This is a genomic window from Bradyrhizobium sp. USDA 4541 (assembly GCF_024171085.1).
In the GTDB taxonomy this organism is placed as follows: Bacteria; Pseudomonadota; Alphaproteobacteria; order Rhizobiales; family Xanthobacteraceae; genus Bradyrhizobium; species Bradyrhizobium australafricanum.
The window spans coordinates 989,458-1,015,660 of record NZ_JALJZF010000001.1 but is presented as its reverse complement, the minus strand read 5'-3'; the positions used below and the strand labels follow the sequence as shown (position 1 = coordinate 1,015,660).

The following is a 26,203-nucleotide window of genomic DNA, read 5'->3' as shown; positions in this document are numbered from 1 at the left end:
CGTTGCAATTTCACATGATATCCGGCGGCCCGAAGCCGGTCGCGCCGTTCAGCCACGCGGTCGAGACGGATGGTTTCGTTTTCGTCACCGGCCAGATGCCGGATACGCCGGCCGCACCCGGCCTATTGCCCGAGGGCATCGTGGCGCAGACCCGCGCGGTGATGGAGAATCTGCGCGTGGTGCTTGCGGGCCTCGATCTCGGCCTCGAGCATATCGTGATGTCGCGCATCTATCTGACGCGCTTCAAGGAAGATTATGCGGCGATGAACGAGACCTATCGCCGCTATTTCCCGTCCGACCGCCTGCCGGCCCGCACCTGCGTCGGCGTCACCGGTCTCGCCTATGATGCGTTGATCGAAATCGATCTCGTCTGCCGCCGGCCTGCATAGACGCGCCCGCGAGGGTATGCTCGACCAGACGGAGACCGCCCGACGTCGGCGAGAGCCGCCGTCAGGACTTCAGAAGTGATGGCGGCCGGAGGTCCGGCCGGGCCGGCAGCGGACCTGAACGAGACCTACTCGTCCTTCTTCGTCGGCTGCGACATGCGCTCGAGGCGTTCCTGCATGTCCTTCATCTGGCGGCGAAGATCGTCGATGTTGCCGTCATCGGGCGTGGGCTCCGGCGCCTTGTCGGCCTCGCCGCCACCGCGTTGCGGCACGAACGGCTTGAACATCGAGAAGGTCTGCTGGAACAGCTCCATGTTGCGGCGGACCTGTTCTTCCAGCGGCGCAAACGGTGTGCCGCTCAGCGCGCCCGCGATCTGCTTGCGGAATTTTTCCTGTTCCTTGGTCAGCGTCTCGATCGACTGTTCGAGATATTTCGGCACCACCATCTGCATGCTGTCGCCGTAGAAGCGGATCAGCTGGCGCAGGAAAGTGGTCGGCAGCAGGTTCTGCCCGGCCTTGTTTTCCTGCTCGAAGATGATTTGCGCGAGCACGGAGCGGGTAATGTCGTCGCCGGTCTTGGCGTCATAGACGAGGAAATCTTCGCCTTCCTTCACCATCGCCGCGAGATCCTCGAGCGTGACATAGGTGCTCGTCCCGGTATTATAGAGCCGCCGGTTCGCGTATTTCTTGATCGTGGTCGGTTGTTCAGATTTTGCCATGGGCTCTCACTTCAACACCGAAGAACCTGGAACCCTACGGCATCGCCGCAGGGCAAAATGCAACGCATCGCAGCAAAGGTAAGCATTTTCAAAGCGGTTCGGCTACAGTTTTGTGCTGTGCGGTTAATTCCAAAGCATAGGATTTGCTCAGGAAAGTGCCAAGGGCGTCATTTTGAGTGCGTCGCGGCGCGATTTGCCCGACAGTGCGATTGACATGTCTCAACGAGGTTTACAGGATAGCCGTCAAGAGACAGGCCCGCCAAATCGGCCGCCCGCCGTCGAGAAACCCAGCTACAACCCATAGGAGATGTCCATGTCAGACGATGTCGTCATCGTCAGCGCCGCCCGCACCCCCGTCGGTAGCTTCAACGGCGCTTTCGCCACCACGCCGGCCCATGACCTCGGGGCCATCGCCATCAAGGCGGCGCTGGAGCGTGCCGGCGTCGAGGGCGGTCAGGTCTCCGAAGTCATCATGGGCCAGATCCTCACCGCCGCGCAGGGCCAGAACCCGGCCCGCCAGGCCTCGATCGCGGCCGGCATCCCGGTGGAAAGCCCGGCCTGGGGCGTCAACCAGCTCTGCGGCTCGGGCCTGCGCACCGTGGCGCTCGGCTACCAGGCGCTGCTCAACGGTGATTCCTCGATCGTCGTCGCGGGTGGCCAGGAATCCATGAGCATGGCCCCGCACGCGCAATATCTGCGTGGCGGCGTCAAGATGGGCGGGCTCGAGCTGATCGACACCATGATCAAGGACGGGCTGTGGGATGCCTTCAACGGCTACCACATGGGCAACACCGCCGAGAACGTCGCCAAGCAGTACCAGATCACCCGGTCGCAGCAGGACGAGTTCGCGGTCAGTTCGCAGAACAAGGCCGAGGCGGCGCAGAAGGCCGGCAAGTTCAAGGACGAGATCGTCCCGGTCACCATCAAGTCCCGCAAGGGCGATATCGTGGTCGACACCGACGAGTATCCGCGCCACGGCGCCACGCTCGACGCGATGGCCAAGCTCCGCGCGGCCTTCGAGAAGGACGGCACCGTGACCGCGGGCAACGCCTCGGGCATCAATGACGGCGCCGCCGCCGTCGTGCTGATGACCGCCAAGGAAGCCGCCAAGCAGGGCAAGAAGGTGCTGGCCCGCATCGTATCGTGGGGCCAAGCCGGCGTCGACCCCAAGATCATGGGCACCGGCCCGATCCCCGCTTCGCGCGCCGCGCTGAAGAAGGCCGGCTGGAACATCGCCGACCTCGATCTGATCGAGGCCAACGAGGCGTTCGCGGCGCAGGCTTGCGCGGTGAACAAGGACCTCGGCTGGGATCCGGCCAAGGTCAACGTCAATGGCGGCGCGATCGCGATCGGCCATCCGGTCGGCGCGTCGGGTGCGCGCGTGCTGGTGACGCTGCTGCACGAGATGCAGAAGCGCGATGCCAAGAAGGGCCTCGCGACGCTGTGCATCGGCGGCGGCATGGGCATCGCTATGTGCGTTGCACGCGACTGAACAAAAGGCAGCGAGGCCGGTTAGGTGATGAAAAGATCATCTGTCAACCGCGAAGCGAGCTGATAAATAAGATGCCCGGCTTTGCGCCGGGCATTTTTGTTTCGACAGCATGATCCGGAAAAGTGTGAAGCGGTTTTCCGAGAAGATCATGCTCAAAAAAGGGAGCCAAAGCGCGATGACAATTCAACCTGATCTCATCGCGCTTTGTTGAGTGAGTGCGTAGGCCGGAGTTATCCGGTTATAAAAGACGGCCAAGGAGGAAACGGACATGGCACGTGTTGCATTGGTGACGGGCGGAACGCGCGGTATTGGAGCTGCGATCAGCAAGGCGCTGAAAGCGGCGGGCTACAAGGTGGCGGCGAGCTACGCCGGCAATGACGCCGCGGCGGAGAAGTTCAAGGCGGAGAGCGGGATTCCGGTCTACAAGTGGGACGTCGCCTCGTTCGACGCCTGCGCGGCCGGCGTCAAGCAGGTCGAGGCCGATCTCGGCCCGGTCGACGTGCTCGTCAACAATGCCGGCATCACCAAGGATACCGCGTTCCACAAGATGACGGTCGAGCAGTGGAATGCCGTGATCAACACCAACCTCGGCTCGCTGTTCAACATGACGCGCCAGGTGATCGAGGGCATGCGCGCCCGCAAGTTCGGCCGTGTCATCTCGATCTCCTCCATCAACGGCCAGAAAGGCCAGTTCGGCCAGGTCAACTACTCCGCGGCCAAGGCCGGCGACATCGGCTTCACCAAGGCCTTGGCGCTGGAGAACGCCAAGGGCGGCATCACCGTGAACGTGATCTGCCCCGGCTATATCAACACCGAGATGGTGCAGGCGGTGCCGAAGGACGTGCTCGAGAAGAACGTGATCCCGCAGATTCCGGTCGCCCGGCTCGGCGAACCCGAAGAGATCGCGCGGGCCGTGGTGTTCCTCGCCGCCGACGATGCCGGTTTCATCACCGGCTCGACGCTGACGGTGAACGGCGGCCAGTATCACGCCTGACGCGAGTAGCGTCGTCGCGTCGCAGGCGCGCACAATCAAGTAGCGAATGCCCGGCCTTGTGCCGGGCATTTTCGTCTTTACAACGCGCCACACGCGAAGGAAGACGTGGCCGGCCGGGACATCGGCGAGCGGCTTCAGACCGCCATCCTTTGGATAGTCATGCCCGGCCACGACGGATTGAATTGAGATGACGACCCGAACTGCCACCCTTGTCGGACTGACCGCCATCCTGATGTGGTCGCTGCTGTCGGTCATGACGGTCGCGACCGGGGCGATCCCGGCGTTCCAGCTCGCGGCCATGACCTTTGCGATCGGCGCCGCGGTCGCGTTCGCGAGCTTCCTGTTGCGTCCGTCAGCCTTCGGCGCGTTGAAGCAACCGCTGGTCGCCTGGGTCGTCGGCGTCGGCGGGCTGTTCGGCTATCACGCGCTGTATTTCCTGGCGCTGCGCTTCGCCCCGCCGGCCGAGGCCGGCCTGCTCAATTATCTCTGGCCGCTGTTGATCGTGCTGTTCTCGTCACTGCTGCCGGGCGAGCGGCTTGCGGTGCATCACATCGTCGGCGCGCTGCTCGGGCTCGCCGGCACCGTGCTGCTGTTCGCCGGCAACACCGGCGCCTTCACAAAAGAGCAGATTCCAGGCTTCGCGGCCGCCTTCGTCGCGGCGTTCGTGTGGGCGTCCTATTCGGTGATGTCGCGCCGGCTCAAGGCGGTGCCGACCGATGCGGTGGCCGGCTTCTGCCTCGCGACCGCCGTGCTTGCGGCGCTGGTGCACATGATGGTGGAGACGACGGTGTGGCCCGCGACGCCGCTGCAGTGGCTTGCCGTCGTCGCGCTCGGCATCGGTCCGGTGGGGGCCGCGTTCTTCGCCTGGGATATCGGCATGAAGCGCGGCGACATCCGCGTGCTCGGTGCCGCCTCCTATGCCACGCCGCTGCTCTCGACCGCGTTCCTGATAGCAGCGGGGTTTGCCAAGCCGAGTGCCAATATCGCGATCGCCGCGATCCTGATCGCCGGCGGCGGGCTGATCGCGGCAAAGGACATGGTGCTGAGAAAAAGAACGTAGGATGGGGAGAGCGAAGCGAAACCCATCATCCCGCAGAGTAGATAGGAATTGATGGGTTTCGCTGCGCTCTACCCATCCTACGAAGAGGGTTGTTGCTACTGTTTCACCGTCACCCTGAGGAGGCCGCAACGCGGCCGTCTCGAAGGGTCGACGGCCCCGTCTGTGGCCGATTCATCCTTCGAGGCTCGCCCAGCGGCGCAATTGCGCCGCAAGGCTCGCACCTCCAGCGACAAAGGCGAAGCCTTTGCGCGGGGATGACGGGAAAAAGCTCTTAAGAAGCGGGCTCCCAGCCCTTTGGCGCCAGCTCGAACTTCGCGAACTCGAATCCCGGCGCGACGGTGCAGCCGACCAGCGTCCAGTCGCCGTTGCTTTCGGCGGCCTGCCAGGCGTGCGCCGGCACGATTGCCTGTGGCTGCTCGCCGCGCGCCACATCCGGCCCGAGCGTGATCGAATGTGGGCCGCCGTCCTGCGCGATCCGCAATGTCAGCGGCGCGCCGGCGTAATAGTGCCACATCTCGACGGCGTCGATGCGGTGCCAATGCGAGCGCTCGCCGCGCGCCAGCAGGAAGTAGATCGCGGTCGAATGCGCACGGCCATTGGCGTCGCCGCGCGCGTCGCGAAACGTCTCGCGATAGTGCCCGCCTTCGGGATGCGGCTGCAGCGCGAGCCGCGCGATGATGTCGGCCGCCGAGAGGTCGGCCATCACGACTTGTTCTTGCGCTCGCGGAGCTCGCCGAACACCAGCGCCGGGTCGGCGCCCTTCATGTGCAGCTTTGCCGCCACCGCCGGCTCGTCGGCGCGCAGGAACACGTTGGCCTTCTTCTCGTCGCCGAGCAGCACCGGGATCGTCGGCTTGTTCTCGGCGCGCAGCTTTGTGACCTCTTCGGCCCGCTTCTGCAGGGCCGGATTGTCGGGCTCGATGGTGAGCGCGAATTTCACATTCGCAGCGGTATATTCATGGCCGCAATAGAGACGGAAATCGTCCGGCAGCGAGCGCAGCTTCAGCAGCGAATCCCACATCATGGGGTAGGTGCCCTCGAACACCCGGCCGCAGCCGATCGAGAACAGCGTATCGGCGGCAAACACCGCCTTCTCGCCGTCGAACACATAGGAGATGTGATCGAGCGTATGGCCGGGTGTCTCGACCACGCGTGCGAGCAGGCTGCCGACCTTGATGACATCGGCATTGGCGGCGCGCAGATCGACATTGGCGATCTTGGCCGACTGGTCGTGCGGGGCGACGACGCGGCAGCCGTATTTCTGCTTCAGCTCGGCGACGCCGCCGACATGGTCGCCGTGGTGATGGGTGATCAGGATATCCGTCAGCGTCCAGCCTTCGCGCTCCAGCGCCTTGATGATCGGGGCGGCTTCCGGCGCGTCGATCGACGCGGTCGCCTTGGTCGCGGGATCGTGGATCAAATACCCGAAATTGTCGGTGAGGCAGCTGAAGGTGCGAATTTCGGCGGTCATGATATCTCCACGAACAAACGGGACGGACATTTTCAAAGCATGATGTATTCGAAAGACCGGTATCGACTTTCCCGGGTCATGCTTTTAACGCGCCCAATATAGGGGTGAAATATGGCGTTAACGCTCCGGCGGCAATGCAATTTTCGGCGCACCCGGGCAGCAGGGGGCGTGTTAGGCTAAACACCATGGACGTCATCGACCTGCGCGACTTCTATTCGCAGCGCCTCGGCATCGTGGCGCGGCAGCTGATCAACCGGGGTATCCGCGCGCGGTGGCCGAACGCGGAAGGCCAGCGCGTGCTCGGCCTCGGCTATCCGACCCCCTATCTCGGCCTGTTCCGTGAGTCCTGCGAGCGCTGCATCGCCTTCATGCCGGCGGCCCAGGGCGTGCTGAAATGGCCGACCGGCCGGCCGGCGCTGGCCACCCTGATCGACGAATTCTCGATGCCGCTGCCGGATGCCGCGGTCGACCGCGTGCTGCTGGTGCACGCGCTGGAGATGTCCGATGACCCGGAGCGGTTGCTGCGCGAGGTGTGGCGGGTGCTCTCGCCGTCGGGGCGGCTGATCGCGATCATCCCGAACCGCCGCGGCGTCTGGACGCGCACCGACGCCACGCCGTTCGGCCATGGCCGGCCCTATTCGCGGGCGCAGATCACGCAGCTGTTGCGGCAGACCTGGTTCACGCCGTCGTCGTGGGGCGAGGCGTTGTTCATGCCGCCGGTGCAGGGCAGCTGGTTCCTGCGCTCGGCGATGGCGTGGGAGCGGGTCGGCGCGGCGCTGTCGATGCCGTTCGCCGGCGTGCATATCGTGGAGGCGACCAAGCAGGTCTATCGGGCAATTCCCGCGCGTCGCGAGCGCACGCAGCTGATCCCGTCATTGCGTCCGGTGCTGGTGCCGTCCTCGACGGCGACGCGCAAATCGACTCACGCAGAGTCGTAACACGACCCGAGGCGTGACGCGGACAATTCACCCTCCCCGTGAAGGGAGGGTGACAGATTTTCAGGATTACTCGTTGCCCGGATTGAAGTCGTCGCTCGGTGCGGGCTGCGTCGCCAGGTCGGGGCGCGGGCCGTGCGGACGGCGGCGGCGGCGCGGAAAGCGCTCGCTCCGTTCGCCGCGTTCTGCGCCGCCATTATTGCCTTCATAGGCGCCGTTGACCTGTGGCTGCGCGCCGCCGGTGATGAACGAGGGCAGGCGATCGACGCCGCCGGCATCGGCCATCGCGGGCTGCGGCTGGTTCTGCGGTTGCGGCTGATATTGCGGCTGCGGACGATGCTCGCGCTCGCGGTGCTCACGCGGCTGCTGGTCGCGCTCGCGATGCTCGCGCGGCTGCTGCTGCTCGCGCTGGTACGGCTGCTGGCCGTTGTCGCGCATGAAAGGTTGCTGCTGCTGCGGCACGAAGCCCGGCTCCTGGCCGAAGCTCGAATAGCCGTCGCTGTCGTCGTCGCCGTCTTCGGTCGGGGTGACCTCGGCGTCGGGGCGCGGCGGCTGCTGATTCTGCCGGAACTGCTCCTGCGCGGCCGCGATGATCCGGTAGTAGTGCTCGGCGTGCTGGTAGTAGTTCTCAGCGGCCACCGGATCGCCGGAGGAGCGCGCATCGCGCGCAAGCTGAACGTATTTCTCGGCCACGTGGGAGGCCGTGCCGCGGATCTTGATGTCAGGTCCGTTCGATTCGTACACCCGTGTCAGGGGATTCTGGCCGCGCCGGTTATTGTTGTTGTTATTGTTGTTGTTATTCCGGTTGCGCATCCGCTTGTTGTTCTGACCGTTTCTCATCTGTCGCCTTTTATTCCAGCCCTGAAGTTATTGCAGTCCACAGTCCGATTTCTCAGAAGTCCGATTCCCAGAGTCCGATTCGGCGCGCGCCTAGGCACACGGAATCGCAATACCGTTCGAAGTGGTTTCGATGTTGCCGACCATCTCGTTCAGCAAAGTCGCGTGCAGCAAAGACGCGTTCCCCAACCGCCGGCAATCGCGCCAGCGACCAAATCATTCCGCCCGTTGAGACAGGCTCAGTTCTCGTGCGTAAGTCTTCAAGCGCAATAACAGGCTTTCGTTCGCTTGGCGGTCGAGAGCAGCACAGCTTCGGCTATTGCGCTCTATATGACCTGCGTTCCTGGAACCTTTCGATCGGCGGGCTCTGCTGAACCCTGGTCATCACCCGTAACGGATTACGGGGCCAGCACCGATGTTGTGCCCGGAACGTAGTCGTTCCCGGGGGATAATCCAAGAGGTTTTTTTTCGTTCCAATAGGACTTTATCGGGGCAGCCGGCGGGCGGAAACGGCCCTCGGGATGCCCCCCAGATCGGCCTTTGGCGGCCCCGTTGGGGATAACCCGGATGCCGTCATCAGCGCTTCAACGTCGCCGCTCTGACCCTGTCCGACTTCCACAACCAGAAATCCTCCTGAGGTCAAAAGACCCGCAGATTGCGAAATCAGCGCGCGGTAGGCGTCGAGCCCGTCGGCACCGCCGTCGAGCGCCGCGCGCGGATCATGCGCGCGCACCTCGATGTCGAGTCCGGCGACGTCGGCCGAGGGGATGTACGGCGGATTGGACACGATCAGCTCGAACGCGCCGACGAGCCCGCGGCCGTAGTCGCACTCGATCCATGTCGTGCGATCGGCGAATCCGAGCGCGGTGGCGTTGCGGCTCGCGGTCTGCAGCGCCTCCGTCGAGATGTCGGTGGCGAAGCCATGCGCGTTCGGCAGTTCCGAGAGCAGCGCCAGCAGGATCGCGCCAGAACCGGTGCCGAGATCGGCGATCCGCAAGGCGCGCTCGGCCACCCCGTCGGCGCGCAGCAGTTCGAGTGCGCGCTCGACCACCGTCTCGGTGTCCGGGCGCGGCACCAGCGTCGCGGCGGACAGGTGCAGCGGCAGTCCCCAGAACTCCTTGACGCCGAGGATGCGCGCGACCGGTTCGCCGGCGAGGCGGCGCTGCGCGAGGTGCTCGAGGCGATCGGCTTCGTCCCTCGTCAGCGCGCGCTTCGCGCCGGTGATCATGCCGGTCAGATCGAGCCCCAGCACGGCGCCGACCAGCAGTCGCGCATCGAGCTCGGCGGCGTCGTGGCCGGCCGCCTTGAGGCGGGCGGTGAGGCTGCGCCTGATGCTCTCGACGGTCTGGCCATGTCCTGCGGGTTCGCTCATGGCGCGTTGTTAGCCGATGGTCGATGCGGCGTCGATATCACTTGCGCCCCGTGCGGCCGGCGCGCACGGTCAGAATCTGAACCTAGCGATCCGGAACGCGCGACCATGACGGGCTATGACGACCAGAACATCTTCGCCAGGATCCTGCGCGGCGAGGTCCCGAGCTTCAAGGTCTACGAGACCGACCGGACCTTTGCCTTTCTCGACATCATGCCGCGATCGCCGGGACATACCCTGGTGATTCCGAAGGCGCCCGCGCGCGGCATCCTCGACATCGCGGAAGACGACCTCGCCGCGGTGGCGCGGTCGGCCAAGCGCATCGCCATCGCCGCGATGAAGGCGTTCGCGGCCGACGGCATCATCATCCAGCAGTTCAGCGAGCCCGCCAGCGGTCAGGTGGTGTTTCACCTGCACATGCATGTGATGCCGGTGAAGGCCGGCGTCGCACTGCTGCCGGCGCAGACCGTCAAGGCGGAGATGGATGTGCTCGCCGATCACGCCAGGCGGATGATCGCGGCGCTGGGTGGGTGAGCGGGTGGCCCGGTCCGACGCGGGAATGCCGTAATCCCTATCCCGAGAGGCCATGCGCAATATCGAGTTCGTCATTGCGAGGAGCTCGCGACAAAATTTGTAAAGCAATTTTGCGCTGTAGCGACGAAGCAATCCATCCATCCGCGCATGCGGACCGATGGATTGCTTCGCGGAGCCTGTCATCGGGTGTGCGTTCGCGCGACCCGTTGGCTCGCAATGACGGCGGAGAAAGTGACGCGCCCTAAACCCCGAGATAGCGCTGCAGAACATCGGGCTGCGCCTTGATCTCCTGCGCCGGCCCTTCATGGACGATGTGCCCGTTGTTGATGATGTAGATGCGCTGCGCCAGCGCGAGCGTCGCGGCGAGGTTTTGCTCCACCAGCACGATGGTCTGTCCGGCCTCGGCGAGATCGCGACACGCCTTCATCAGGTCGCGCACGATCACCGGCGCCAGGCCCTCGAACGGCTCGTCGAGCAGGATGATCTTGGGGTCGCGTACCAAGGCGCGCGCGATCGCCAGCATCTGCTGCTCGCCGCCCGACAGGTCGGTGCCGCGGTTGCCGCGCCGCTCGCGCAGCCGCGGGAACATCTCGTAGATGCGGTCGAGCGGCCAGCGCTGCGAGGCGGTCAGGCCGGCGATCACGAGGTTCTCCTCGACGCTCAGGCTGCCGAAGATACGGCGCTCCTCATGGACCAGCTGCATGCCGGCTTGCGCGATCTTGTGGCTCTTCCGGCCGGAGATCTCGACGCCGTCGAACATCACCGAGCCGCGGCGCGGGGTGACGACGCCCATCAGGCTCTTCAGCGTCGTGCTCTTGCCGGCGCCGTTACGTCCGAGCAGCGCCACCACCTCGTTGCGCTCGACGCGCATCGAGACGTCGAACAGGATGTGGGAATCCCCGTAATAGCTGTTCAGTCCATTGACCTCGAGCAGGCTCATGCGGCGAGCACTCCATGCACGCCGCCAAGATAGGCCTCTTGGACGGTCGAATTGGTCTTGATCTCTTCCGGCGTTCCCTCGACCAGCACGCGGCCCTCCTGCAGCACGGTGACGCGTTCGGCGAGCTCGAACAGCGCATCCATGTCGTGATCGATGATGATCATGGTGCGGCCCTGGCTGATCGACTTCAGCAGCTTGACGGTCTCGACGCGCTCGCGCGGGCTCATGCCGGCCAGCGGCTCGTCGAGCAGCAACAGGCTCGGCGACGTTGCCAGCGCCAGCCCGATCTCCAGCCGCCGCTTCTCGCCATAGGCAAGCTCGGACACGGGCGTGTCCGGCCTCGAGGTCAGATTGACCAGCTCGAGCGTCTGCTGCACGCGCTCGGACAGGCCGGGGATGCTGTCGATGCTGCGGAACAGATCGAGCTTGAACTTGCCGCGCAGCGCCGACAGCGCCGCGATCACCAAATTCTCGCGCACCGTCAGCCCGGTGAACAGCTGGTTGACCTGGTAGCTCTTGGTCAGGCCGAGCTGACAGACGTCGGTGACATTCATGCCGGTGATGTCGCGGCCCTCGAACAGGATGGTCCCCGAGGTCGGATGCACCTCGCAGGTCAGCATCTTGAAGAAGGTCGACTTGCCGGCGCCGTTCGGGCCGATGATGCCGCGCAGCTCGCCGTGATTGACGGTGAAGTCGATGTCGCTGTTGGCGAGCAGGCCGCCATAGCGTTTGGTCAGGCCCCTGGCCTGGAGGATCGGGCCGGACGGATTGCCGCCGGCGCGAGCCGCCACCGGCTTCGGCGCGGCGGGCGCCGTGGCGTGCCGCTCGCTTGCCACGGCGACGACCTCGGGTGCGCTCTCCTCCGGCTCCTTGGCGCCGCGCTGTCCGGTCAGGAGGCGGTAAAGATCGGCGAGGCCGCCGATGATGCCGCGGCGCAGGAAGCACACCAGCAGCACGAACACGATGCCGAGCACGAGCTTCCAGGCCGCGCCGAGCCCGAGCGCCGCCTGCAGGAAGTCCTGCAGCGACAGCCACACCGCGGCGCCGAACAGCGGCCCGAACAGCGTGCCGCGGCCGCCGATCGCGGTCTGCATCACGAGCTGGCCCGAGGTGTCGAAGGTGAACGCGTCGGGCGGCATGAAGGCCTGCAGCACGCCGAGCAGCCCGCCGGCAAAGCCGGCATAGGCGGCGGCGATCACGAAGGCGGTGAGCTTGTAGCCGTGGATGTTGTGGCCGACCGCGGTCGCGCGCAGCGGGTTGTCGCGGATCGCGCTGAACACGGCACCGACCGGCGAGCGCACGATGCGCAGCGCAATCACGACGCCGATGAAGTAGCACAGCGCCAGGAACTGGTAGAGCGACCAGCCGGTGGTGAAGTGCAGCGTGGTGAAGCCGAGATTGAAGCTCGGGGTCGGCACGCCCGGCAGCCCGTTCTCGCCGCCGGTGAAGTCCGACAGCGGATTGAACTCGACGAAGAAGAACACCTCGGCGATCGCCACCGTGATCATCGCGAAGTAGATGCCGGTGCGACGCAGCGCGATCAGGCCGATCAGATAGCCGGTGGCGGCGGCCGCGATCATGCCGATGACGAGCGCGAGCACGACGTATGGAAAACCGGCGCGCGTCAGCAGATAGGCCGCGACGAAGCCGCCGGTGCCGTAAAAGGCCGACTGGCCGAACGACAGCAGGCCGGTGAAGCCGAACAGGATGTCGAAGCCGAGGCCGAACAGGCCCCAGACCAGGATCCGGTTCACCGTGTTGGGCGCGAAGCCGAGCCACGGCAGCACGAAGGGCGCAACGATCAGGCCGGCGGCCGTCAGGAATTCGATCAGGTATGGGCGCTGTTTAAGCATCTAAATATCCGTCGTCATTCGCGGCCCTGCGTGCCGAGCAGGCCGTGCGGTCTGAGCACCAGCACGAGCGTCATCGCCGCGAACAGCATGACGTAGGCGTAACCGGGGTTGAACATCGAGGTGATGCTGATGATCTCGCCGGCGATCAGCCCGCCAAGGATGGCGCCGGGAAACGAGCCGACGCCGCCGATCACCACCACCACGAAGGTCTCGACCAGGATGTCGTCGCCGACACCCGGCGTCAGCGACACCACCGGTGCATCGATGATGCCGGCGAAGCCTGCGGCCATCGCGCCGATGCCGAACACGATCATGAAGACGCGGTAGACGTTGATGCCGAGCGAATCGACCATCACCGAATCCTCGATGCCGGCGCGCACGATCATGCCGAGCCGGGTGCGGTACAGGATCAGGAACAGCGCGCCCAGCGCGACCGCGACGATGCCGACGACCGCAAGCCGGTAGGTCGGGTAGAACAGGAAGCCGAGCGAGGTGATGCCCTGCAGCAGCGCCGGCGGCGGCACCACCTGCGACTGGCTGGTGAAGATCAGCCGCACGATCTCGACGAAGCAGATGCCGAGGCCGAACGTGACCAGCAGCTGGTCCTCATGCGGGCGATGGTAGAAGTGGCGGATGATGATCCGCTCCATCGCAATCCCGAGCACCATCACGAACAGCGAGCCTGCGATCACGGCGAGAATGAACGAGCCGGTGTAGGAATAGGTCACGTATCCGGCGTAGCCGCCGATCATGAACATGGCGCCGTGGGCGAGGTTGAGCACCCCGAGTGTGCCGTAGATGATCGTCAATCCGGAGCTGATCAGCGCGAGCAGCGCGCCGAGCGCCAGTCCGTTGAAAAGTTGCGAGACGAAATTTGGCCAGTTGATCATGGCGCGCGTTCACTCGGCCGTATACCTGGCCCGGTCGATGGAGGATGCGTTCCGAGAAAAGCGGCGCCGCGGGCCGGGTCGCCCCGCCCACGGCGCCGAGTCTTCCCACGTTAATCAGGTGTAGTCGCCGAGATGGCAGCCGAACGCATCCGGCTTCTGCATCAGACCGTCGCCGGGGACGATCTCGGCCACCTCGTAATAGTCCTCCTTGTTCTTCATCTCCTTTTCCATCTTGCCGCGGACGATGACGACGGGGCGCACGCACTGGTGATCCTCGGGGCGATAGTGGACGTCGCCGACCAGCGAGGGCAGCGTCTCGCCCTTCTCATAGGCCTTGATGACGTCGGGCGGGTAGAAGCTGCCGGCTTCCTCGACCATGCGGGCCCAGTGCGCGAAGCTGACATAGGCGTTCTCTGCGCCCCATTCCGGCTTGTATCCGTACTTCTTCTCGAAGGCCTCGTTGAACATCTTGGCCAGCGGATATTTGTCCTCGATGGTCCACCAATAGTCGGTCGCGGCGTAGACGCCCTGCATCAGGCCGCCGGTCTCGCGGGCGATGAACGGCACCTGGTAGGGCACCACGAGCTTCATCTTGTCGAGCACGCCGAACTGCTTGGCCTGCTGCGTCGACAGCACGGCATCGTGACCCCAGTTGACGTTGATCAGCACGTCGGCGCCGGAATTCGCGACGTTGAGCAGATAGGACGAATAGTCCGGCGCGCCGAGCGGCGAGACCTGGTTGGTGACGGTGGTCCAGCCCGCCTGGGCGAGGTAGTCCTGCATCGACTTGGTGACGGTGTGGCCGTAGGTGTAGTCGGGCGTCAGGTAGGCGGCCTTCTTGTTCTTGCCGAACTGCTTGATCAGCACCGGCGCGATCGCCGCCGCGGCGGTCTGGCCGAAGAAGTTCTGGCGGAAGCCGTAGCGCACGCAATCCTTGCCGGTGGTGTCGTTCGAGCCGGAAATGCCGCAGACGAAGATCACCTTCTCGCGCTGCGCCAGCTTGTTCAGCGCCACCGCGACCGCGCTCGACGTGCCGCCGGTGATCATCACCGCCTTGTTCTCGGAGATGAAGCGCTGCTGCGCCTGCACGGCCTCGTTCGGCTTCGCCGCGGAATCCGCGACGCCGAACTTCAGCTCCTTGCCGAGCACGCCCTTGCTGGTCTTCGGCGAGATCTTCTTGATCAGCTCGTGGCCGCTGTTGATGTGCTCGATCGCGAGCTGATAGCCCTTGAGCTCATCCTCGCCCTGCACCGCATAGGTGCCGGTGCGCGGGACCGAGATGCCGATGAACGCCGAAGAGCCCGACGTGCCCGCGGGATAGGTTCCGATCGCCGGGTGGTCCTCGGCGAAGGCCCGCGATGCGATCGAGGCCGGCAGCACGCTGCCGCCGATCAGGCCCGCGCCGGCTTGCAGCAAAGTGCGGCGCGAAACGTTCGGGGCACTGCCCGGCCGAAAATCCTTGGTGCTCATCGCTCAGTATCCTCCAATTATATTGATTGTTGGCGCGCATGCTCACTCGTCGCCTGATCGGATCGATCGGCGGCACGATGCGCCGGCTGCAATCGAGCAGCCTGTCACAGCTACAATTCCCCACCGGCATATTTAGTCAATGTCACCTTTCGTCGAATCATATCGGCCTACGATAGAAATAATATCGTTCTACGATGTATCGAGGTTTACCGACCGGGTGCGGGTCCTGTAAGTGAGGGAGCGATGATCCAGGAGCCTTCAAGTCGCACCGGAAATGCCGGAGAGCACGCCGTGTCCGAGCACGGTGCCGCCGGGCAATCGGGCAGCCTGAGCATCCGCGCGATCAACGTCCTGAAGGAACTGGCGGTCGAGCTGCTCGACGAAGTGCCGCCGAAGGTGGGCTGGGCGCCGCCGGACGATCTGCTGCGGCTGCTCACCGCGCGCCACCTCGCGACGGCGCGAAATTGCGGACGGCAAACCATGCGCGAGATCATCGCTTGGGCCGAGACGCGCGGGATAACGATCCCGTCTCCGCATCACACCGGCAAGTCGTTGTCGGAGGTCTGGGGCGATCTGGTCGCGCGTGCCTCGGCCGGGCATCTCACCAGGAGCGAGATCACCGAGGCGCTGGAGAAATCCATTCGCCGCAGGAGCCCGCGGATTCCGGTCGCGTTCCAGATCGTGCTGCTGAAAATATTGAGCTCGACCTACGATCACTGGCCGCAGCCCTGAGCTTGCGCGGCCCCGCCGCTCGATCGTCAAACCGTTGAAACATGAGTGGAAGGGCGACCGGTAGTATGGTGCGTTCGGCGCGGGCTTGATAGCGTTGCACGGCGTCTGCCGTCCGGCGGAGCGAGCCAGCAGCAGGACGATCGAATGCCGCAACCAAAGCAACGACGAGCGCTCGCCGGCGCAACCAAACGCAAGGCCGTGGCCGCGACGGTGGACTACCGGGCGCTGGCGCAGTTTCGCTACGAGTTGCGCAGGTTTCTCGCATTCAGCGAGGAGGGCGCCCGGAAGGCCGGAATGACGCCGCGGCAGCATCAGGCGCTGCTCGGCATCAAGGGTTTCGTCGATCCCGGTCCGCCGACCGTCGGCGACATCGCCCGGTTCCTGCTGATCCGGCATCACTCCGCCGTCGAACTGATGAACCGCATGGCAAAGCTCGGGCTGGTCAGCCGCCTTGCCGATCCCGACGACGCGCGGCGGGTTCAGCTCAAGCTGACGGCAAAGGGTGAGCAGAAGCTCCAGGCGGTCTCGAAGAAGAACATCGAGGAGCTGCGCCGCGTCGCGAGCCCGGCGTTGCGCCGCTTGCTGAAGTCTTCGCCGTCTTCCGAAGAGGACTGAGTGCAGCATCCGCCGGCGCAAGCGGCGGCGCGCGTCAGGCCGCGGCGCCCTGCGCGGCGAGCTGTGCCGCCTGGTGCTCGGTGGTCAGCGCGTCGATCAATTCGCCGAGCGCTTCGCCCGCGATCACCTGCGGCAGCTTGTAGAGCGTCAGATTGATGCGGTGGTCGGTGACTCGCCCTTGCGGGAAATTATACGTGCGGATGCGCTCGGAGCGGTCGCCGGAGCCGACCTTCTCCTTGCGGTCGGCGGAGCGCGCCGCCTCGACGCGCTGGCGCTCGGCATCGTAGATGCGCGAGCGCAGGATGTTCATCGCCGACGCCCGGTTCTTGTGCTGCGAGCGGCTGTCCTGCATCATCACGACGATGCCGGTCGGCAGATGGGTGATGCGGATCGCCGATTCGGTCTTGTTGACGTGCTGGCCGCCGGCGCCGCCCGCGCGCATGGTCTCGATCCTCAAGTCGGTGTCCTTGATATCGACGTCGACGTCCTCGACCTCCGGCAGCACGGCGACCGTGGCGGCCGAGGTGTGGATGCGGCCCTGCGTCTCGGTGTCGGGCACGCGCTGCACGCGGTGCACGCCGGATTCGAATTTCAGCTTGGCGAACGCGCCGCGGCCCTGCACCTCGGCGATGATTTCCTTGTAGCCGCCGACGGTGCCTTCGCTCGCCGAAATCACCTCGACCTTCCAGCCCTGCAAGGAAGCGAAGCGCTCATACATCCGGAACAGGTCGCCGGCGAACAGCGACGCCTCGTCGCCGCCGGTGCCGGCGCGGATTTCCAGCATCACGTTGCGGTCGTCCATCGCGTCTTTCGGCAACAGCGCGATCCGGATTTGCTGCTCGAGCTCGCCGAGCCGCGCCTGCAGCGTTTCCAGCTCGGCTTCCGCCATGCTGCGCATTTCGGCGTCGGTCTCCGCATCCGCCAGCATCGCCTCGGTATCGGCGAGTTCGCTGCGCGCAGAACGATAGAGCTTCACTGCATCGATCAGCGGGTTGAGCTCGGCGAGCTCGCGCGTGATCTGCACATAGCGCTCGGACTTGACCTCGCCGAGCAGCTCGGCCTCGAGCGAGGCATGATGGGCGAGCAAGACGTCGAGTTTGGCTTCGGGTAGCATAGCGGTATCTCGAATTGCGGAAGGTACGGAGGGGCGGCAGCGGCGACGGCAGCGTCGCTACAAGGCCAGCCCCTCGGTTTCCGCAAACTTCGTCAGCGCCGCGCGGATCGAGACGCTGCCGACCGGCGCGTCCAGCAGCGGATTGATCATCGCCTCGGCCTTCTTGGCATCGAGGTCGAGGATCAACGCCTTGACCGGGCCGTGCGCAGTTGCCGACAATGAAAGAGAACGGTAGCCGATTGCGATCAGCGCCAGCGCGCCGATCGGTTTCGACGCCATCTCGCCGCACAGCGAGGCGGCCTTCTTCGCCGCCTTGGCCTTGCGCACGATGTCGCGCAGCGCGCGCAGGATCGGCGCCGAGAGGATGTCGAAGCGTTCGGAGACCTTGGCATTGCCGCGGTCGACAGCAAACAGGAACTGGAACAGATCGTTGGAGCCGACCGAGACGAAGTCGACCTTCTTCAGGAGCTCGTCGAGCTGGTAGAGCAGCGCCGGCACCTCGACCATGGTGCCGATATCGATCCGCTCGGGCAGCGAATGGCCGTGCTGGCGCAGATAGGTCAACTCGCGCTCGACGATCGCCTTGGCCTGGTCGAACTCGGCGATGTCCGAGATCATCGGGAACATGATCTTCAGCGCGCGGCCGCCGCCGGCACGCAGCAGCGCGCGGATCTGGCCGCGCAAAAGGCCCGGACGGTCGAGGCCGAGCCGGATCGCGCGCCAGCCGAGCGCGGGATTTTCCTCGATCACGGTCTCCATATAGGGCAGCGCCTTGTCGCCGCCGATGTCGAGCGTGCGGAAGGTGACGGGCTTGGAGCCCGCGGCGTCGAGCACGGTGCGGTACAGCGCGAGCTGGTCGCTCGAGCGCGGCAGGTTCGGGCTCACCATGAACTGCAATTCGGTGCGGAACAGGCCGATGCCGGCGCTGCCGGTGTCGTCGATATGCGGCAGGTCGATGGTCAGGCCGGCATTGATCAGAAGCTCGATCGGCTGGCCGTCCTTGGTCACGCAGGCCTTGTCGCGCAGCGCCGAATATTGCGCCTGCCGCCGCGCCCGGAACCGGACACGCTCGGCATAGGCGGATTCGATCTCGGTCGAGGGGCGGACATAGATCTCGCCGGAAATGCCGTCGACGATGATGGCATCGCCCGGGTCGGCGATGCCGGGCGCGTTCGGCACCTCGCCGACCGCGGGAATGCCGAGCGCGCGCGCCACGATCGAGACGTGGGAATTCGCGGTGCCTTCCTCCAGCACCAGGCCGCGCAGCCGCTTGCGGTCATAGTCGAGCAGCGCCGCCGGGCCCATCGCGCGGGCGATCAGGATGGCGTTGTCGGGCAGCTGCTCGCGCGACGGCGCATGGTCCTGGCCGACCAGCTGCCGCATCAGGCGATGGCCGAGATCCTCGAGGTCGTGCAGGCGGTCGCGCAGATAGGGATCGGTCGAGCGCAGCATGCGCGCGCGGGTGTCGGACTGCACGCGTTCGACGGCGGCTTCCGCGGTGAGGCCGGTGGCGACCGCCTCGTGCAGCTTGTGCGACCAGCCCTGGTCGTTGGCGAACATGCGGTAGGCTTCCAGCACCTCGCGGTGCTCGCCGCCGTCGGCGACGTCGCCGCGCTCCAGCATGCGGTCGAGATCGGCGCGCAGATTGGCGAGCGCAGTGTCGAGCCGCTTGATCTCCTTCGGCAGATCCTCGGCGATGTAGTTGGTGATGACGACGCGCGGCTCGTGCAGCACGACGTGGCCGAGCGCGATGCCGTCGGAGAGCACCGCGCCGGTCTTGTGCAGCGAGTGCCGCGCGGCGGGCTCGGCGCCGGGCTGCGCCAGCGCGGCAAGCTCGCCGGAGGCGATCATCTCCGCCAGCACCATGGCGGTGGTCTGCAGCGCCTCGACTTCTTCCTCGACATAGGTGCGCTTGGCGCGGTTCTGCACCACGAGCACGCCGAGCGTGTTGCCGGCGCGCAGGATCGGCACGCCGAGGAACGAGTGGTAGGCCTCTTCGCCGGTCTCCGGGCGGTAGGCGAAGGCGGGATGGCTTTGCGCGTCGGACAGGTTGAGCGGCGTCGCCTCGCTGGCGACGAGGCCGACCAGGCCTTCATGCGCGCTCATCACCGTGCGGTGGACGGCGTCGCGGTTCAGACCTTCGGTGGCATAGAGTTCGAGGGTGTTGTCGATGCGCAGCACGTAGCAGGAGCAGACCTCGGCCACCATGTTGGCCGCGATCAGCACCACGATCTTGTCGAGCCGCTCCTGGGCGGAGACTTGCTCCGCCATGGTCTCGCGGAGCCGTCTCAACAGGATGCGGGGGCCTCCCGACGCGCTCCGCATATGTTTCAGTCCCTCCCCACGTAGCCAGCGCACCGGTGCGGCCGGCCGTTGGCGCAAAACTCGTCAAAAACAACAATTTTAATCATTCGGCGTCGCCGCTCGCCAGTTCCCGCCGATTCGGGATCACTAAACTGTGCCACAGTTTGCGACAGCCTACCTGACTGGCCGTATAGCCAATCGAGGCTTGCTTTGCCAAGCAAAACGCCTGCCAGTAGCAAATAACGTCTGCGTCAGCCCAATGCTGCGCCCGCTAAGAGAAATTCTAACTCCGGGGCGCGGCTGGGGAGCACGGCCAGTGCTCGGTCTCGTCGTTCCGGGGGCGTCGCGAAGCGGCGAACCCGGAACCTCGAGATTCCGGATTCGATGCTGTCGCATCGCCCCGGAATGACAGCGGAGCGAGCCCTGCCCCTGCCGGTCGCGCCTACGCCTGGTCGAGGCCGTACAGCGTGTGCAGCGTGCGGACCGCGAGCTCGGTGTAGGCGGCGTCGATCAGGACCGAGAACTTGATCTCGGAGGTGGTGATGGCGCGGATGTTGATGTTGCGGTCGGCCAGCGCCTTGAACGCCTTGGCCGCGACGCCGGCATGGCTGCGCATGCCGCTGCCGATCACCGAGACCTTGGCGACGTCGGTCGCGGTATCGACGCGAGCGTAGCCGATCTTGGCCTTGGCGGCGGTAATCGTGTCCTTGGCGCGGTTATAGTCGCCGGCCGGAACGGTGAAGGTGAGGTCGGTGGTCTTGCCGTCCTCGGACACGTTCTGCACGATCATGTCGACATTGATATTGGCATCCGCGAGCGGCCCGAAGATCGCGGCGGCGACGCCAGGCTTGTCCTCGATCTGGCGCACGGAAATCTGGGCTTCGTCCTTGGAGAAGGCGATGCCGGTGACGACGTGCATTTCCATGATTTCCTCCTCGCTGCAGATCAGCGTGCCCGGCGGCTGGTTGGCGTGCGGGTCGATATCCTCTGGCTTGTCGAAGCTGGAGCGCACGAAAATCGGCATGTTGTGCACCATGCCGAGTTCCACCGAGCGAACCTGCAGCACCTTGGCGCCCTGCGAGGCCAGTTCCAGCATGTCCTCGAAGGCGATCTTGTCGAGCCGGCGCGCCTTCGGCACCACGCGGGGATCGGTGGTGTAGACGCCGTCGACGTCGGTGTAGATGTCGCAGCGGTCGGCGCGCAGAGCGGCGGCGATCGCCACCGCCGAGGTGTCCGAGCCGCCGCGGCCGAGCGTGGTGATGCGGCCGGTGTCGGGATTGATGCCCTGGAAGCCGGCGATCACGGCGACTTCCTTGCGCTCCTTGAAGCGGGTGATGATCTCGGTGCCGTCGATATCGAGGATGCGCGCCGAGGCATGCGCCTCCGAGGTCTTGATCGGGATCTGCCAGCCCTGCCAGGAGCGCGCCTGGATGCCGATGCCCTGCAGCACGATCGCGAGCAGGCCCGAAGTGACCTGTTCGCCGGAGGCGACCACCGCGTCATATTCGCGCGCGTCGTGCATCGGCGAGGCATCGGTGCACCAGGCCACCAGCTCATTGGTCTTGCCGGACATCGCGGAGACGACGACGGCGACCTCGTGGCCCGCGTCGACCTCGCGCTTCACATGCTGCGCGACGTTGCGGATACGATCGATATTGGCGACGGATGTACCGCCGAATTTCATCACGAGGCGGCCCATGACGACGCGTCTATTCCTTTAAGAGGATAAGTAGGTTAACCCACGCCGAAAACCGCAAGCGCGGGGACCGAAACGCGCGTATACATAGCGCCGCGCCCGGGGGCAAGCCGGTAGGTAGGGGGCCCTCGAGTGTCTTTTGGGGGTGTTTTGACCGGTTGCGGGCGGGTTGTGGCGCACGGGTAACACGGGGCAACTCGAAGGCGGGATTGGATGGGACGTTATATCGACGAGATCCTGCAGCCTGGCGAGAAGGTGCTGTATTCCACCAATGCGCACTGGATGTTCTATCTGCCGGCGATCGGGGCCTGGATCGTGGTGCTGGCGCTCTTGATCCTGTCGCGGATGACGACGGTCGACGGCCTCGTGATGACCTGCTTTGCGGCCGCCGCCGTGGTCGCGGTCGCGGCGCTGTACTGGACCGCCGCGGCCTGGTTCCACCGCTGGACCACCGAAACCGACGTCACCAATTTCCGCGTGGTGCACAAGAGCGGCTTCGTCAAGCGGCGCACCTTCGAGATGAGCCTCGACAAGGTCGAGAGCGTCGACGTCAACCAGAGCATCATGGGGCGCCTGCTCAATTATGGCGACGTCACCATCCGCGGCGTCGGCGAGGGCATCGAGACCATCAGGACCATCGCCGCGCCGCTGTCGTTCCGCAATTCGATCACCGCGCGATAGGGGCGCGCGCAATCATGGCCACGCAATCAACTCTATCCGGTTCCTCCGCCAATGCCTCCGCCAGCTCGGTCGATCCGGCCGAGGTCGCGAAATTCTCGAAACTGTCCGATGAATGGTGGGATCCGCGCGGCAAGATGGCGCCGCTGCACAAGATCAACCCGCTGCGCCTGACCTATATCCGCGACGCGGCCTGCCGCAAGTTCGAGCGCAACGCCAAGAGCCTCAGCTGCCTGTCCGGCCTGCGCCTGCTCGACATCGGCTGCGGCGCCGGCCTGTTGTGCGAGCCGTTCACGCGGTTAGGGGCCCAGGTGATCGGGATCGATCCGTCCGCCACCAACATCGCTGCCGCGAAGCTGCACGCCGACAAGGGCCATCTGTCGATCGACTACCGCTGCACCACGGTGGAGGAGATGGACGCCCGCGAGCGCTTCGACATCGTGCTGGCGATGGAGGTGGTCGAGCACGTCAATGACGTCGGCGCCTTCATCAAGCGCTGCGCTGTCATGCTCAAGCCCGGCGGGCTGATGGTGGTCTCGACCCTGAACCGCAACTTGAAGAGTTTTGCGCTGGCGATCGTCGGCGCCGAATACGTGCTGCGCTGGCTGCCGCGCGGCACCCACGAGTGGAGCAAGTTCGTCACCCCCGCCGAGCTCGAGCGCTATCTCGGCGACGTCAACCTCACCGTCACCGAGCAGGCCGGCGTGGTCTACAACCCGCTCGCCGACAAATGGACCGTGTCGACCGACATGGACGTGAACTACATGGTGGTGGCGGAAGAGGTGTGAGTTGAGTGTCACGGCCTTGGCCACACAACAGGTGTCGTCCCTGCGAACACAGAATGCGTAGCCCGGATGGAGCGTAGCGTAATCCGGGACCCCTTCGTCCGCGGATGAGCTGGCCCCGGATTGCGCTTCGCTTCATCCGGGCTACGGAAGTTTGTGGACATCGCGCAATCCAGTCATGCGCCCATTAGGTTGACCGCCTCAGCGGTAGTCGGCACGCTGGGCGTGTACTCCCGCCGGCATGCTTTCCTTATCCCCCATGTTCACGATCGCCTCGCTCTGGATCCCCTTCACCATCGTCGCTGCGTTCGGGCAGGTGGCGCGCAATGCGATGCAGCGGCATCTGACCGGGCCGCTCGGGACCTGGGGCGCGACCAATATCCGCTTCCTGTTCGGCCTGCCGTTCTCGGTGGTGTTCTTCGCGCTGGCGGTGCTGCTGACCGGCGATCGCGTGCCGTGGCCGTCATCGTCGTTCTGGCCGTGGCTGGTGACCGGCGCGCTCAGCCAGATCGTCGGCACCGGCTTCATGCTGCTGGCGATGAACGACCGCTCTTTCGTCGTCACCACGGCCTACATGAAGACCGAGGCGATCCAGACCGCGATCTTCGGCTTCATCTTCCTCGGCGACCATCTAACGACGACCAAGGTGATCGCGATCGTGATCGCGACCATCGGCGTCGTCATCACCGCGCTGCGGCCCGGCGGGCAGAAGAGCTTTGCCGACCTGCGCCCGACCGTGCTCGGCCTCGGCGCCGCCGCAGTGTTCGCGATCTCGGCGGTGAGCTTTCGCGGCGCGATCATCGCGGTGCCCGGCGTCTCATTTGTTACGGCGGCCTCCTACACGCTGATGTGGAGCCTCCTCGTGCAGACGCTGATCCTGTCGGTCTATCTGTTGTTGCGCGCGCCCGACGTGCTGAGGTCGATCCTCAAGCTGTGGCGGCCCTCGATGTTCGCGGGCTTCATGGGCGCATTCTCATCGCAATTCTGGTTCCTGGCGTTCGCGCTCACCGCCGCCGCCAATGTGCGCACGCTGGCGCTGATCGAGGTGCTGTTCGCGCAGGGCGTGGCGTATTTCTCGCTCAAGCAGCCGTTCTCGCTGCGCGAGGTGTTCGGCATCGTCCTGATCGTGATCGGCGTCGCGCTCTTGATCGCCGCGTAATTACCCTTTCACCGCGATCAGCACCGCGCCCGCGGAGATCAGCGCGATCCCGATCCAGCCATAGGCCGAGGGGCGTTCGCCGAGGAAGGTAGCGCCGAACAGCGCCACCAGCACGACGCTGAGCTTGTCGATCGGCGCGACCAGCGTCGCAGGTCCAAGCTTGAGCGCGCGGAAATAGCAGATCCACGACGCGCCGGTGCCGAGCCCGGACAGCAGCAGGAACAGCCAGCTCTTCGCCGAGATCGGCCCGGACTGGGTGAACTGTCCGGTCGCGAACAGGATGGCCGACAGCGTGATCAGCACGACCACAGTGCGGATCAGGGTGGCGAGATCGGAGTTGATGCCCTCGACGCCGACCTTGGCGAAGATCGCGGTCAGCGCGGCGAAGACGGCGGAAAGGAACGCCCAGACCTGCCAGGAGGAGAATGAATCGGGGGTCATGCTCGTCCCAGATTGTCATTCCGGGGCGGTGCGCAGCACCGAACCCGGAATCTCGAGGTTGCGGCGCGAGATTCCGGGTTCACGCTTCGCGTGCCCCGGAATGATGCTGCGCGTCAATTCCGGTCTTCCGGCAGCGTCGGCAGCGGCGAGACCTCGACGCCTTCGTCGATCAGCGCGCGGGCCTCTTCGGGCGAGGCCTCGCCGTAGATCGGCCGGTGCTCGATATCGCCGTAATGCATCTTGCGTGCTTCGTTGGGGAAGCGGTCGCCGACATTGTCGGCGTTCTTCACGATGTGGTCGCGCAGCTCCTTCAGCTTGCTGCGCAGCTCGCGCTCCTGCGCCATCATCAGCGATGTCGACTCGCTCGCCGCTGCCTCGACGGGCGCGGCCGGCGCCGGCTGGGCCGGTTCGCGGCCCTTCTTGCTGACGACCTGCGGCGCCATGATGGCGCGCTCGATCTTGCTTGAGCCGCAGGACGGGCAATCGATCAGGTGACGCCGCTCCTGCGATTCATAGGCCGAGGAGCTCTGGAACCAGCTCTCGAACTGGTGGCCGCGCTCGCAGCGCAGCGTGTAGCGGATCATGCCGAACCCCGGACGAGGTGCAGATGCTCCGGGCCGGCCTTGGGGTCGGCGATGCCGAAACGCCTGCCATGCTGCAGCGAGGGAATGGTCTTGCGCGCGGTCTCGACCTTGGCGGGGTCGATCTCGGCCAGGAACACGCCCGGCTCGACGCCGCCCTCGGCGAGGATCTCGCCCCAGGGGTCGATGATCAGCGAATGGCCGAAGGTCTCGCGCTTGTTCTCATGCAGGCCGGCCTGCGCTGCCGCGAACACGAAGCAGCCGGTCTCGATGGCGCGGGCGCGCAGCAGCGTGTGCCAATGCGCTTCGCCGGTCTTGCGGGTGAAGGCGGACGGCACGGTGAGGAACGATGCGCCGGCTTCGGCCAGCGCGCGGTACAGCGCCGGGAAGCGCACGTCGTAGCAGATGGTCAGTCCGATCCGGCCCCAGGGCAGGTCGGAGATCACGGCAGTCTCGCCGGGCTGATAATTGGCCGATTCGCGATAGCTTTCGCCGCCCGGCAGATCGATATCGAACATATGGATCTTGTCGTAGCTCGCGAGCAGATTGCCCTCGGGCCCGATCAGGAACGAGCGGTTGACCGCCTTCTCCGGCGAGTAGCGCAGCGCCAGCGAGCCGATATGCAGGTGGATCTTCAGCTCGGCGGCCAGCGCGCGATACGCCTTCAGCGACTGGTCGTCCTCTTCGCTCGCCAAATGCTCGAACAGCGCCTTGCGGTTGAGCTGCATCATGTTGCTGACCTCAGGGGTCAGCACGTACTTGGCACCCTGCGCCGCCGCCTCGCGGATCAGCCGCGTGCCCTGCTCGAGGCTCGGCTCCGGCAGCAATCCGGTGCGCATCTGCACCATGGCGGCGGTGAAAATGTTCTCCGTCATCAGGCGCCGCCTCCGTTGCTGAGCAGGCCGTCGAGCTTGCCCTCGCGGTCGAGCGCGTAGAGCTCGTCGCAGCCGCCGACATGGGTCTTGCCGATGAAGATCTGCGGGAAGGTCGAGCCGGCACCGGCGCGGCCATACATCTCGTCGCGATAGGCCGGGTTGCTGGCGACGCTCAATTCGGTGAACGCGGCGTTCTTGCGCGTCAAAAGCGATTTGGCCGCGCTGCAATAACCGCAGCCCGGGCGGGTGTAGATTTCAATGGCAGCGGTCATGG

General features: G+C 65.4%; 27 protein-coding genes. 11 read left to right on the top strand and 16 right to left on the bottom strand.

What is annotated here, in order from left to right; all coding sequences use genetic code 11:
* Positions 1–2 precede the first annotated feature (2 nt).
* Positions 3–389, top strand: a complete 387-nt coding sequence (locus tag J2R80_RS04840) for a RidA family protein (RefSeq protein WP_076824761.1) — start codon at positions 3–5, stop codon at positions 387–389.
* A gap of 125 nt (positions 390–514) precedes the next feature.
* On the opposite strand, the gene phaR is transcribed toward J2R80_RS04840, so the two are convergent.
* Positions 515–1,105 carry a polyhydroxyalkanoate synthesis repressor PhaR gene (phaR, locus tag J2R80_RS04835; protein WP_057015574.1) on the bottom strand — a complete coding sequence of 197 codons (591 nt, stop codon included), beginning with the start codon at positions 1,103–1,105 and terminating at the stop codon, positions 515–517.
* Positions 1,106–1,418: 313 nt separating this feature from the next.
* Here phaR and J2R80_RS04830 point away from each other — a divergent pair, with 313 nt between their 5' ends.
* The 3 genes from J2R80_RS04830 (at position 1,419) to J2R80_RS04820 (ending at position 4,651) form a co-directional block, all read left to right on the top strand.
* Positions 1,419–2,597 carry an acetyl-CoA C-acetyltransferase gene (locus tag J2R80_RS04830; protein ID WP_057015573.1) on the top strand — a complete coding sequence of 393 codons (1,179 nt, stop codon included), beginning with the start codon at positions 1,419–1,421 and terminating at the stop codon, positions 2,595–2,597.
* A 268-nt stretch (positions 2,598–2,865) separates the two neighbouring features.
* Positions 2,866–3,591, top strand: a complete 726-nt coding sequence (gene phbB / locus J2R80_RS04825) for an acetoacetyl-CoA reductase (protein WP_016841131.1) — start codon at positions 2,866–2,868, stop codon at positions 3,589–3,591.
* A 187-nt stretch (positions 3,592–3,778) separates the two neighbouring features.
* Positions 3,779–4,651 (top strand): DMT family transporter, encoded by an 873-nt coding sequence (locus J2R80_RS04820; protein WP_092083093.1) that lies wholly within the window; start codon positions 3,779–3,781, stop codon positions 4,649–4,651.
* Between the two features lie 271 nt (positions 4,652–4,922).
* Here the strand turns inward: J2R80_RS04820 and J2R80_RS04815 are convergent, their stop codons facing one another.
* Together J2R80_RS04815 and gloB are read right to left on the bottom strand one after the other, a co-directional pair.
* Positions 4,923–5,354, bottom strand: coding sequence for a cupin domain-containing protein (locus tag J2R80_RS04815; RefSeq protein ID WP_253638096.1), 432 nt, complete (start codon positions 5,352–5,354; stop codon positions 4,923–4,925).
* Positions 5,354–6,121 (bottom strand): hydroxyacylglutathione hydrolase, encoded by a 768-nt coding sequence (gene gloB, locus J2R80_RS04810; RefSeq protein ID WP_253638095.1) that lies wholly within the window; start codon positions 6,119–6,121, stop codon positions 5,354–5,356. Before gloB ends, J2R80_RS04815 begins: the two co-directional genes overlap by 1 nt.
* A 185-nt stretch (positions 6,122–6,306) precedes the next feature.
* Here gloB and J2R80_RS04805 point away from each other — a divergent pair, with 185 nt between their 5' ends.
* Positions 6,307–7,059, top strand: a complete 753-nt coding sequence (locus J2R80_RS04805; RefSeq protein ID WP_028343579.1) for a class I SAM-dependent methyltransferase — start codon at positions 6,307–6,309, stop codon at positions 7,057–7,059.
* Positions 7,060–7,125: 66 nt separating this feature from the next.
* Here J2R80_RS04805 and J2R80_RS04800 read toward each other — a convergent pair whose 3' ends face one another.
* Both J2R80_RS04800 and prmC read right to left on the bottom strand, forming a co-directional pair.
* Complete coding sequence (locus J2R80_RS04800; protein WP_057015569.1) at positions 7,126–7,896, bottom strand: DUF4167 domain-containing protein; 771 nt, start codon at positions 7,894–7,896, stop codon at positions 7,126–7,128.
* A gap of 481 nt (positions 7,897–8,377) precedes the next feature.
* On the bottom strand, positions 8,378–9,265 hold the full coding sequence (gene prmC / locus J2R80_RS04795; RefSeq protein WP_253638094.1) for a peptide chain release factor N(5)-glutamine methyltransferase: 888 nt from the start codon (positions 9,263–9,265) through the stop codon (positions 8,378–8,380).
* Positions 9,266–9,370: 105 nt separating this feature from the next.
* On the opposite strand from prmC, the gene J2R80_RS04790 reads away from it, so the two are divergent.
* Entirely contained in the window at positions 9,371–9,796 is a 426-nt protein-coding gene (locus tag J2R80_RS04790) for an HIT domain-containing protein (RefSeq protein ID WP_057015567.1), read from the top strand.
* A 241-nt stretch (positions 9,797–10,037) separates the two neighbouring features.
* On the opposite strand, the gene J2R80_RS04785 is transcribed toward J2R80_RS04790, so the two are convergent.
* The 4 genes from J2R80_RS04785 to J2R80_RS04770 all read right to left on the bottom strand — a co-directional run bounded on the left by J2R80_RS04785 (position 10,038) and on the right by J2R80_RS04770 (position 14,949).
* The gene (locus tag J2R80_RS04785; protein ID WP_057015566.1) at positions 10,038–10,736 is read right to left on the bottom strand and encodes an ABC transporter ATP-binding protein; all 699 of its coding nucleotides are present in this window, start codon (positions 10,734–10,736) and stop codon (positions 10,038–10,040) included.
* On the bottom strand, positions 10,733–12,589 hold the full coding sequence (locus J2R80_RS04780; RefSeq protein WP_253638093.1) for an ATP-binding cassette domain-containing protein: 1,857 nt from the start codon (positions 12,587–12,589) through the stop codon (positions 10,733–10,735). The genes J2R80_RS04785 and J2R80_RS04780 overlap by 4 nt, the downstream gene beginning before the upstream one ends.
* Before the next feature lie 14 nt (positions 12,590–12,603).
* Entirely contained in the window at positions 12,604–13,479 is an 876-nt protein-coding gene (locus tag J2R80_RS04775) for a branched-chain amino acid ABC transporter permease (protein ID WP_253638092.1), read from the bottom strand.
* Between the two features lie 114 nt (positions 13,480–13,593).
* Positions 13,594–14,949, bottom strand: a complete 1,356-nt coding sequence (locus tag J2R80_RS04770; protein WP_253638091.1) for a substrate-binding protein — start codon at positions 14,947–14,949, stop codon at positions 13,594–13,596.
* A gap of 291 nt (positions 14,950–15,240) precedes the next feature.
* Here J2R80_RS04770 and J2R80_RS04765 point away from each other — a divergent pair, with 291 nt between their 5' ends.
* Together J2R80_RS04765 and J2R80_RS04760 are read left to right on the top strand one after the other, a co-directional pair.
* On the top strand, positions 15,241–15,681 hold the full coding sequence (locus tag J2R80_RS04765) for a hypothetical protein (RefSeq protein ID WP_253638090.1): 441 nt from the start codon (positions 15,241–15,243) through the stop codon (positions 15,679–15,681).
* Positions 15,682–15,825: 144 nt separating this feature from the next.
* Positions 15,826–16,296 (top strand): MarR family winged helix-turn-helix transcriptional regulator, encoded by a 471-nt coding sequence (locus tag J2R80_RS04760; protein ID WP_057015561.1) that lies wholly within the window; start codon positions 15,826–15,828, stop codon positions 16,294–16,296.
* A 34-nt stretch (positions 16,297–16,330) separates the two neighbouring features.
* Here the strand turns inward: J2R80_RS04760 and prfA are convergent, their stop codons facing one another.
* The 3 genes from prfA to J2R80_RS04745 all read right to left on the bottom strand — a co-directional run bounded on the left by prfA (position 16,331) and on the right by J2R80_RS04745 (position 21,413).
* Complete coding sequence (gene prfA, locus J2R80_RS04755) at positions 16,331–17,410, bottom strand: peptide chain release factor 1 (RefSeq protein WP_076824716.1); 1,080 nt, start codon at positions 17,408–17,410, stop codon at positions 16,331–16,333.
* A gap of 57 nt (positions 17,411–17,467) precedes the next feature.
* Positions 17,468–19,735, bottom strand: coding sequence for a phosphoenolpyruvate--protein phosphotransferase (ptsP, locus tag J2R80_RS04750; RefSeq protein WP_028343590.1), 2,268 nt, complete (start codon positions 19,733–19,735; stop codon positions 17,468–17,470).
* A 421-nt stretch (positions 19,736–20,156) separates the two neighbouring features.
* The gene (locus J2R80_RS04745) at positions 20,157–21,413 is read right to left on the bottom strand and encodes an aspartate kinase (protein ID WP_057015560.1); all 1,257 of its coding nucleotides are present in this window, start codon (positions 21,411–21,413) and stop codon (positions 20,157–20,159) included.
* Positions 21,414–21,623: 210 nt separating this feature from the next.
* Here J2R80_RS04745 and J2R80_RS04740 point away from each other — a divergent pair, with 210 nt between their 5' ends.
* The 3 genes from J2R80_RS04740 to J2R80_RS04730 all read left to right on the top strand — a co-directional run bounded on the left by J2R80_RS04740 (position 21,624) and on the right by J2R80_RS04730 (position 24,032).
* Positions 21,624–22,091 (top strand): PH domain-containing protein, encoded by a 468-nt coding sequence (locus J2R80_RS04740; RefSeq protein ID WP_253638089.1) that lies wholly within the window; start codon positions 21,624–21,626, stop codon positions 22,089–22,091.
* A 14-nt stretch (positions 22,092–22,105) separates the two neighbouring features.
* Complete coding sequence (gene ubiG / locus J2R80_RS04735) at positions 22,106–22,876, top strand: bifunctional 2-polyprenyl-6-hydroxyphenol methylase/3-demethylubiquinol 3-O-methyltransferase UbiG (protein ID WP_057015558.1); 771 nt, start codon at positions 22,106–22,108, stop codon at positions 22,874–22,876.
* A 256-nt stretch (positions 22,877–23,132) separates the two neighbouring features.
* Positions 23,133–24,032, top strand: coding sequence for a DMT family transporter (locus J2R80_RS04730; protein WP_253640927.1), 900 nt, complete (start codon positions 23,133–23,135; stop codon positions 24,030–24,032).
* On the opposite strand, the gene J2R80_RS04725 is transcribed toward J2R80_RS04730, so the two are convergent.
* The 4 genes from J2R80_RS04725 to grxC all read right to left on the bottom strand — a co-directional run bounded on the left by J2R80_RS04725 (position 24,033) and on the right by grxC (position 26,201).
* Entirely contained in the window at positions 24,033–24,473 is a 441-nt protein-coding gene (locus J2R80_RS04725; RefSeq protein WP_076824724.1) for an EamA family transporter, read from the bottom strand. It abuts the gene before it with no gap.
* Positions 24,474–24,586: 113 nt separating this feature from the next.
* Complete coding sequence (locus J2R80_RS04720; protein ID WP_057015556.1) at positions 24,587–25,057, bottom strand: DUF1178 family protein; 471 nt, start codon at positions 25,055–25,057, stop codon at positions 24,587–24,589.
* Positions 25,054–25,929 (bottom strand): carbon-nitrogen hydrolase family protein, encoded by an 876-nt coding sequence (locus tag J2R80_RS04715; RefSeq protein WP_057015555.1) that lies wholly within the window; start codon positions 25,927–25,929, stop codon positions 25,054–25,056. The genes J2R80_RS04720 and J2R80_RS04715 overlap by 4 nt, the downstream gene beginning before the upstream one ends.
* The gene (gene grxC, locus J2R80_RS04710) at positions 25,929–26,201 is read right to left on the bottom strand and encodes a glutaredoxin 3 (protein ID WP_057015554.1); all 273 of its coding nucleotides are present in this window, start codon (positions 26,199–26,201) and stop codon (positions 25,929–25,931) included. Before grxC ends, J2R80_RS04715 begins: the two co-directional genes overlap by 1 nt.
* Positions 26,202–26,203: the final 2 nt, after the last annotated feature.

What these genes read in the sequence shown, in the direction of transcription:
- J2R80_RS04815 (WP_253638096.1), bottom strand. Translation starts at nt 5,354, where the DNA reads ATGGCCGACCTCTCGGCGGCCGACATCATCGCGCGGCTCGCGCTGCAG.
- J2R80_RS04745 (WP_057015560.1), bottom strand. Translation starts at nt 21,413, where the DNA reads ATGGGCCGCCTCGTGATGAAATTCGGCGGTACATCCGTCGCCAATATC.
- ptsP (WP_028343590.1), bottom strand. Translation starts at nt 19,735, where the DNA reads ATGCGGAGCGCGTCGGGAGGCCCCCGCATCCTGTTGAGACGGCTCCGC.
- prfA (WP_076824716.1), bottom strand. Translation starts at nt 17,410, where the DNA reads ATGCTACCCGAAGCCAAACTCGACGTCTTGCTCGCCCATCATGCCTCG.
- phbB (WP_016841131.1), top strand. Translation starts at nt 2,866, where the DNA reads ATGGCACGTGTTGCATTGGTGACGGGCGGAACGCGCGGTATTGGAGCT.
- grxC (WP_057015554.1), bottom strand. Translation starts at nt 26,201, where the DNA reads ATGACCGCTGCCATTGAAATCTACACCCGCCCGGGCTGCGGTTATTGC.
- J2R80_RS04720 (WP_057015556.1), bottom strand. Translation starts at nt 25,057, where the DNA reads ATGATCCGCTACACGCTGCGCTGCGAGCGCGGCCACCAGTTCGAGAGC.
- J2R80_RS04785 (WP_057015566.1), bottom strand. Translation starts at nt 10,736, where the DNA reads ATGAGCCTGCTCGAGGTCAATGGACTGAACAGCTATTACGGGGATTCC.
- J2R80_RS04775 (WP_253638092.1), bottom strand. Translation starts at nt 13,479, where the DNA reads ATGATCAACTGGCCAAATTTCGTCTCGCAACTTTTCAACGGACTGGCG.
- J2R80_RS04725 (WP_076824724.1), bottom strand. Translation starts at nt 24,473, where the DNA reads ATGACCCCCGATTCATTCTCCTCCTGGCAGGTCTGGGCGTTCCTTTCC.
- J2R80_RS04730 (WP_253640927.1), top strand. Translation starts at nt 23,133, where the DNA reads ATGTTCACGATCGCCTCGCTCTGGATCCCCTTCACCATCGTCGCTGCG.
- gloB (WP_253638095.1), bottom strand. Translation starts at nt 6,121, where the DNA reads ATGACCGCCGAAATTCGCACCTTCAGCTGCCTCACCGACAATTTCGGG.
- J2R80_RS04760 (WP_057015561.1), top strand. Translation starts at nt 15,826, where the DNA reads ATGCCGCAACCAAAGCAACGACGAGCGCTCGCCGGCGCAACCAAACGC.
- J2R80_RS04790 (WP_057015567.1), top strand. Translation starts at nt 9,371, where the DNA reads ATGACGGGCTATGACGACCAGAACATCTTCGCCAGGATCCTGCGCGGC.
- J2R80_RS04715 (WP_057015555.1), bottom strand. Translation starts at nt 25,929, where the DNA reads ATGACGGAGAACATTTTCACCGCCGCCATGGTGCAGATGCGCACCGGA.
- J2R80_RS04770 (WP_253638091.1), bottom strand. Translation starts at nt 14,949, where the DNA reads ATGAGCACCAAGGATTTTCGGCCGGGCAGTGCCCCGAACGTTTCGCGC.
- phaR (WP_057015574.1), bottom strand. Translation starts at nt 1,105, where the DNA reads ATGGCAAAATCTGAACAACCGACCACGATCAAGAAATACGCGAACCGG.
- J2R80_RS04800 (WP_057015569.1), bottom strand. Translation starts at nt 7,896, where the DNA reads ATGAGAAACGGTCAGAACAACAAGCGGATGCGCAACCGGAATAACAAC.
- J2R80_RS04805 (WP_028343579.1), top strand. Translation starts at nt 6,307, where the DNA reads ATGGACGTCATCGACCTGCGCGACTTCTATTCGCAGCGCCTCGGCATC.
- J2R80_RS04780 (WP_253638093.1), bottom strand. Translation starts at nt 12,589, where the DNA reads ATGCTTAAACAGCGCCCATACCTGATCGAATTCCTGACGGCCGCCGGC.
- J2R80_RS04820 (WP_092083093.1), top strand. Translation starts at nt 3,779, where the DNA reads ATGACGACCCGAACTGCCACCCTTGTCGGACTGACCGCCATCCTGATG.
- J2R80_RS04830 (WP_057015573.1), top strand. Translation starts at nt 1,419, where the DNA reads ATGTCAGACGATGTCGTCATCGTCAGCGCCGCCCGCACCCCCGTCGGT.
- J2R80_RS04740 (WP_253638089.1), top strand. Translation starts at nt 21,624, where the DNA reads ATGGGACGTTATATCGACGAGATCCTGCAGCCTGGCGAGAAGGTGCTG.
- ubiG (WP_057015558.1), top strand. Translation starts at nt 22,106, where the DNA reads ATGGCCACGCAATCAACTCTATCCGGTTCCTCCGCCAATGCCTCCGCC.
- prmC (WP_253638094.1), bottom strand. Translation starts at nt 9,265, where the DNA reads ATGAGCGAACCCGCAGGACATGGCCAGACCGTCGAGAGCATCAGGCGC.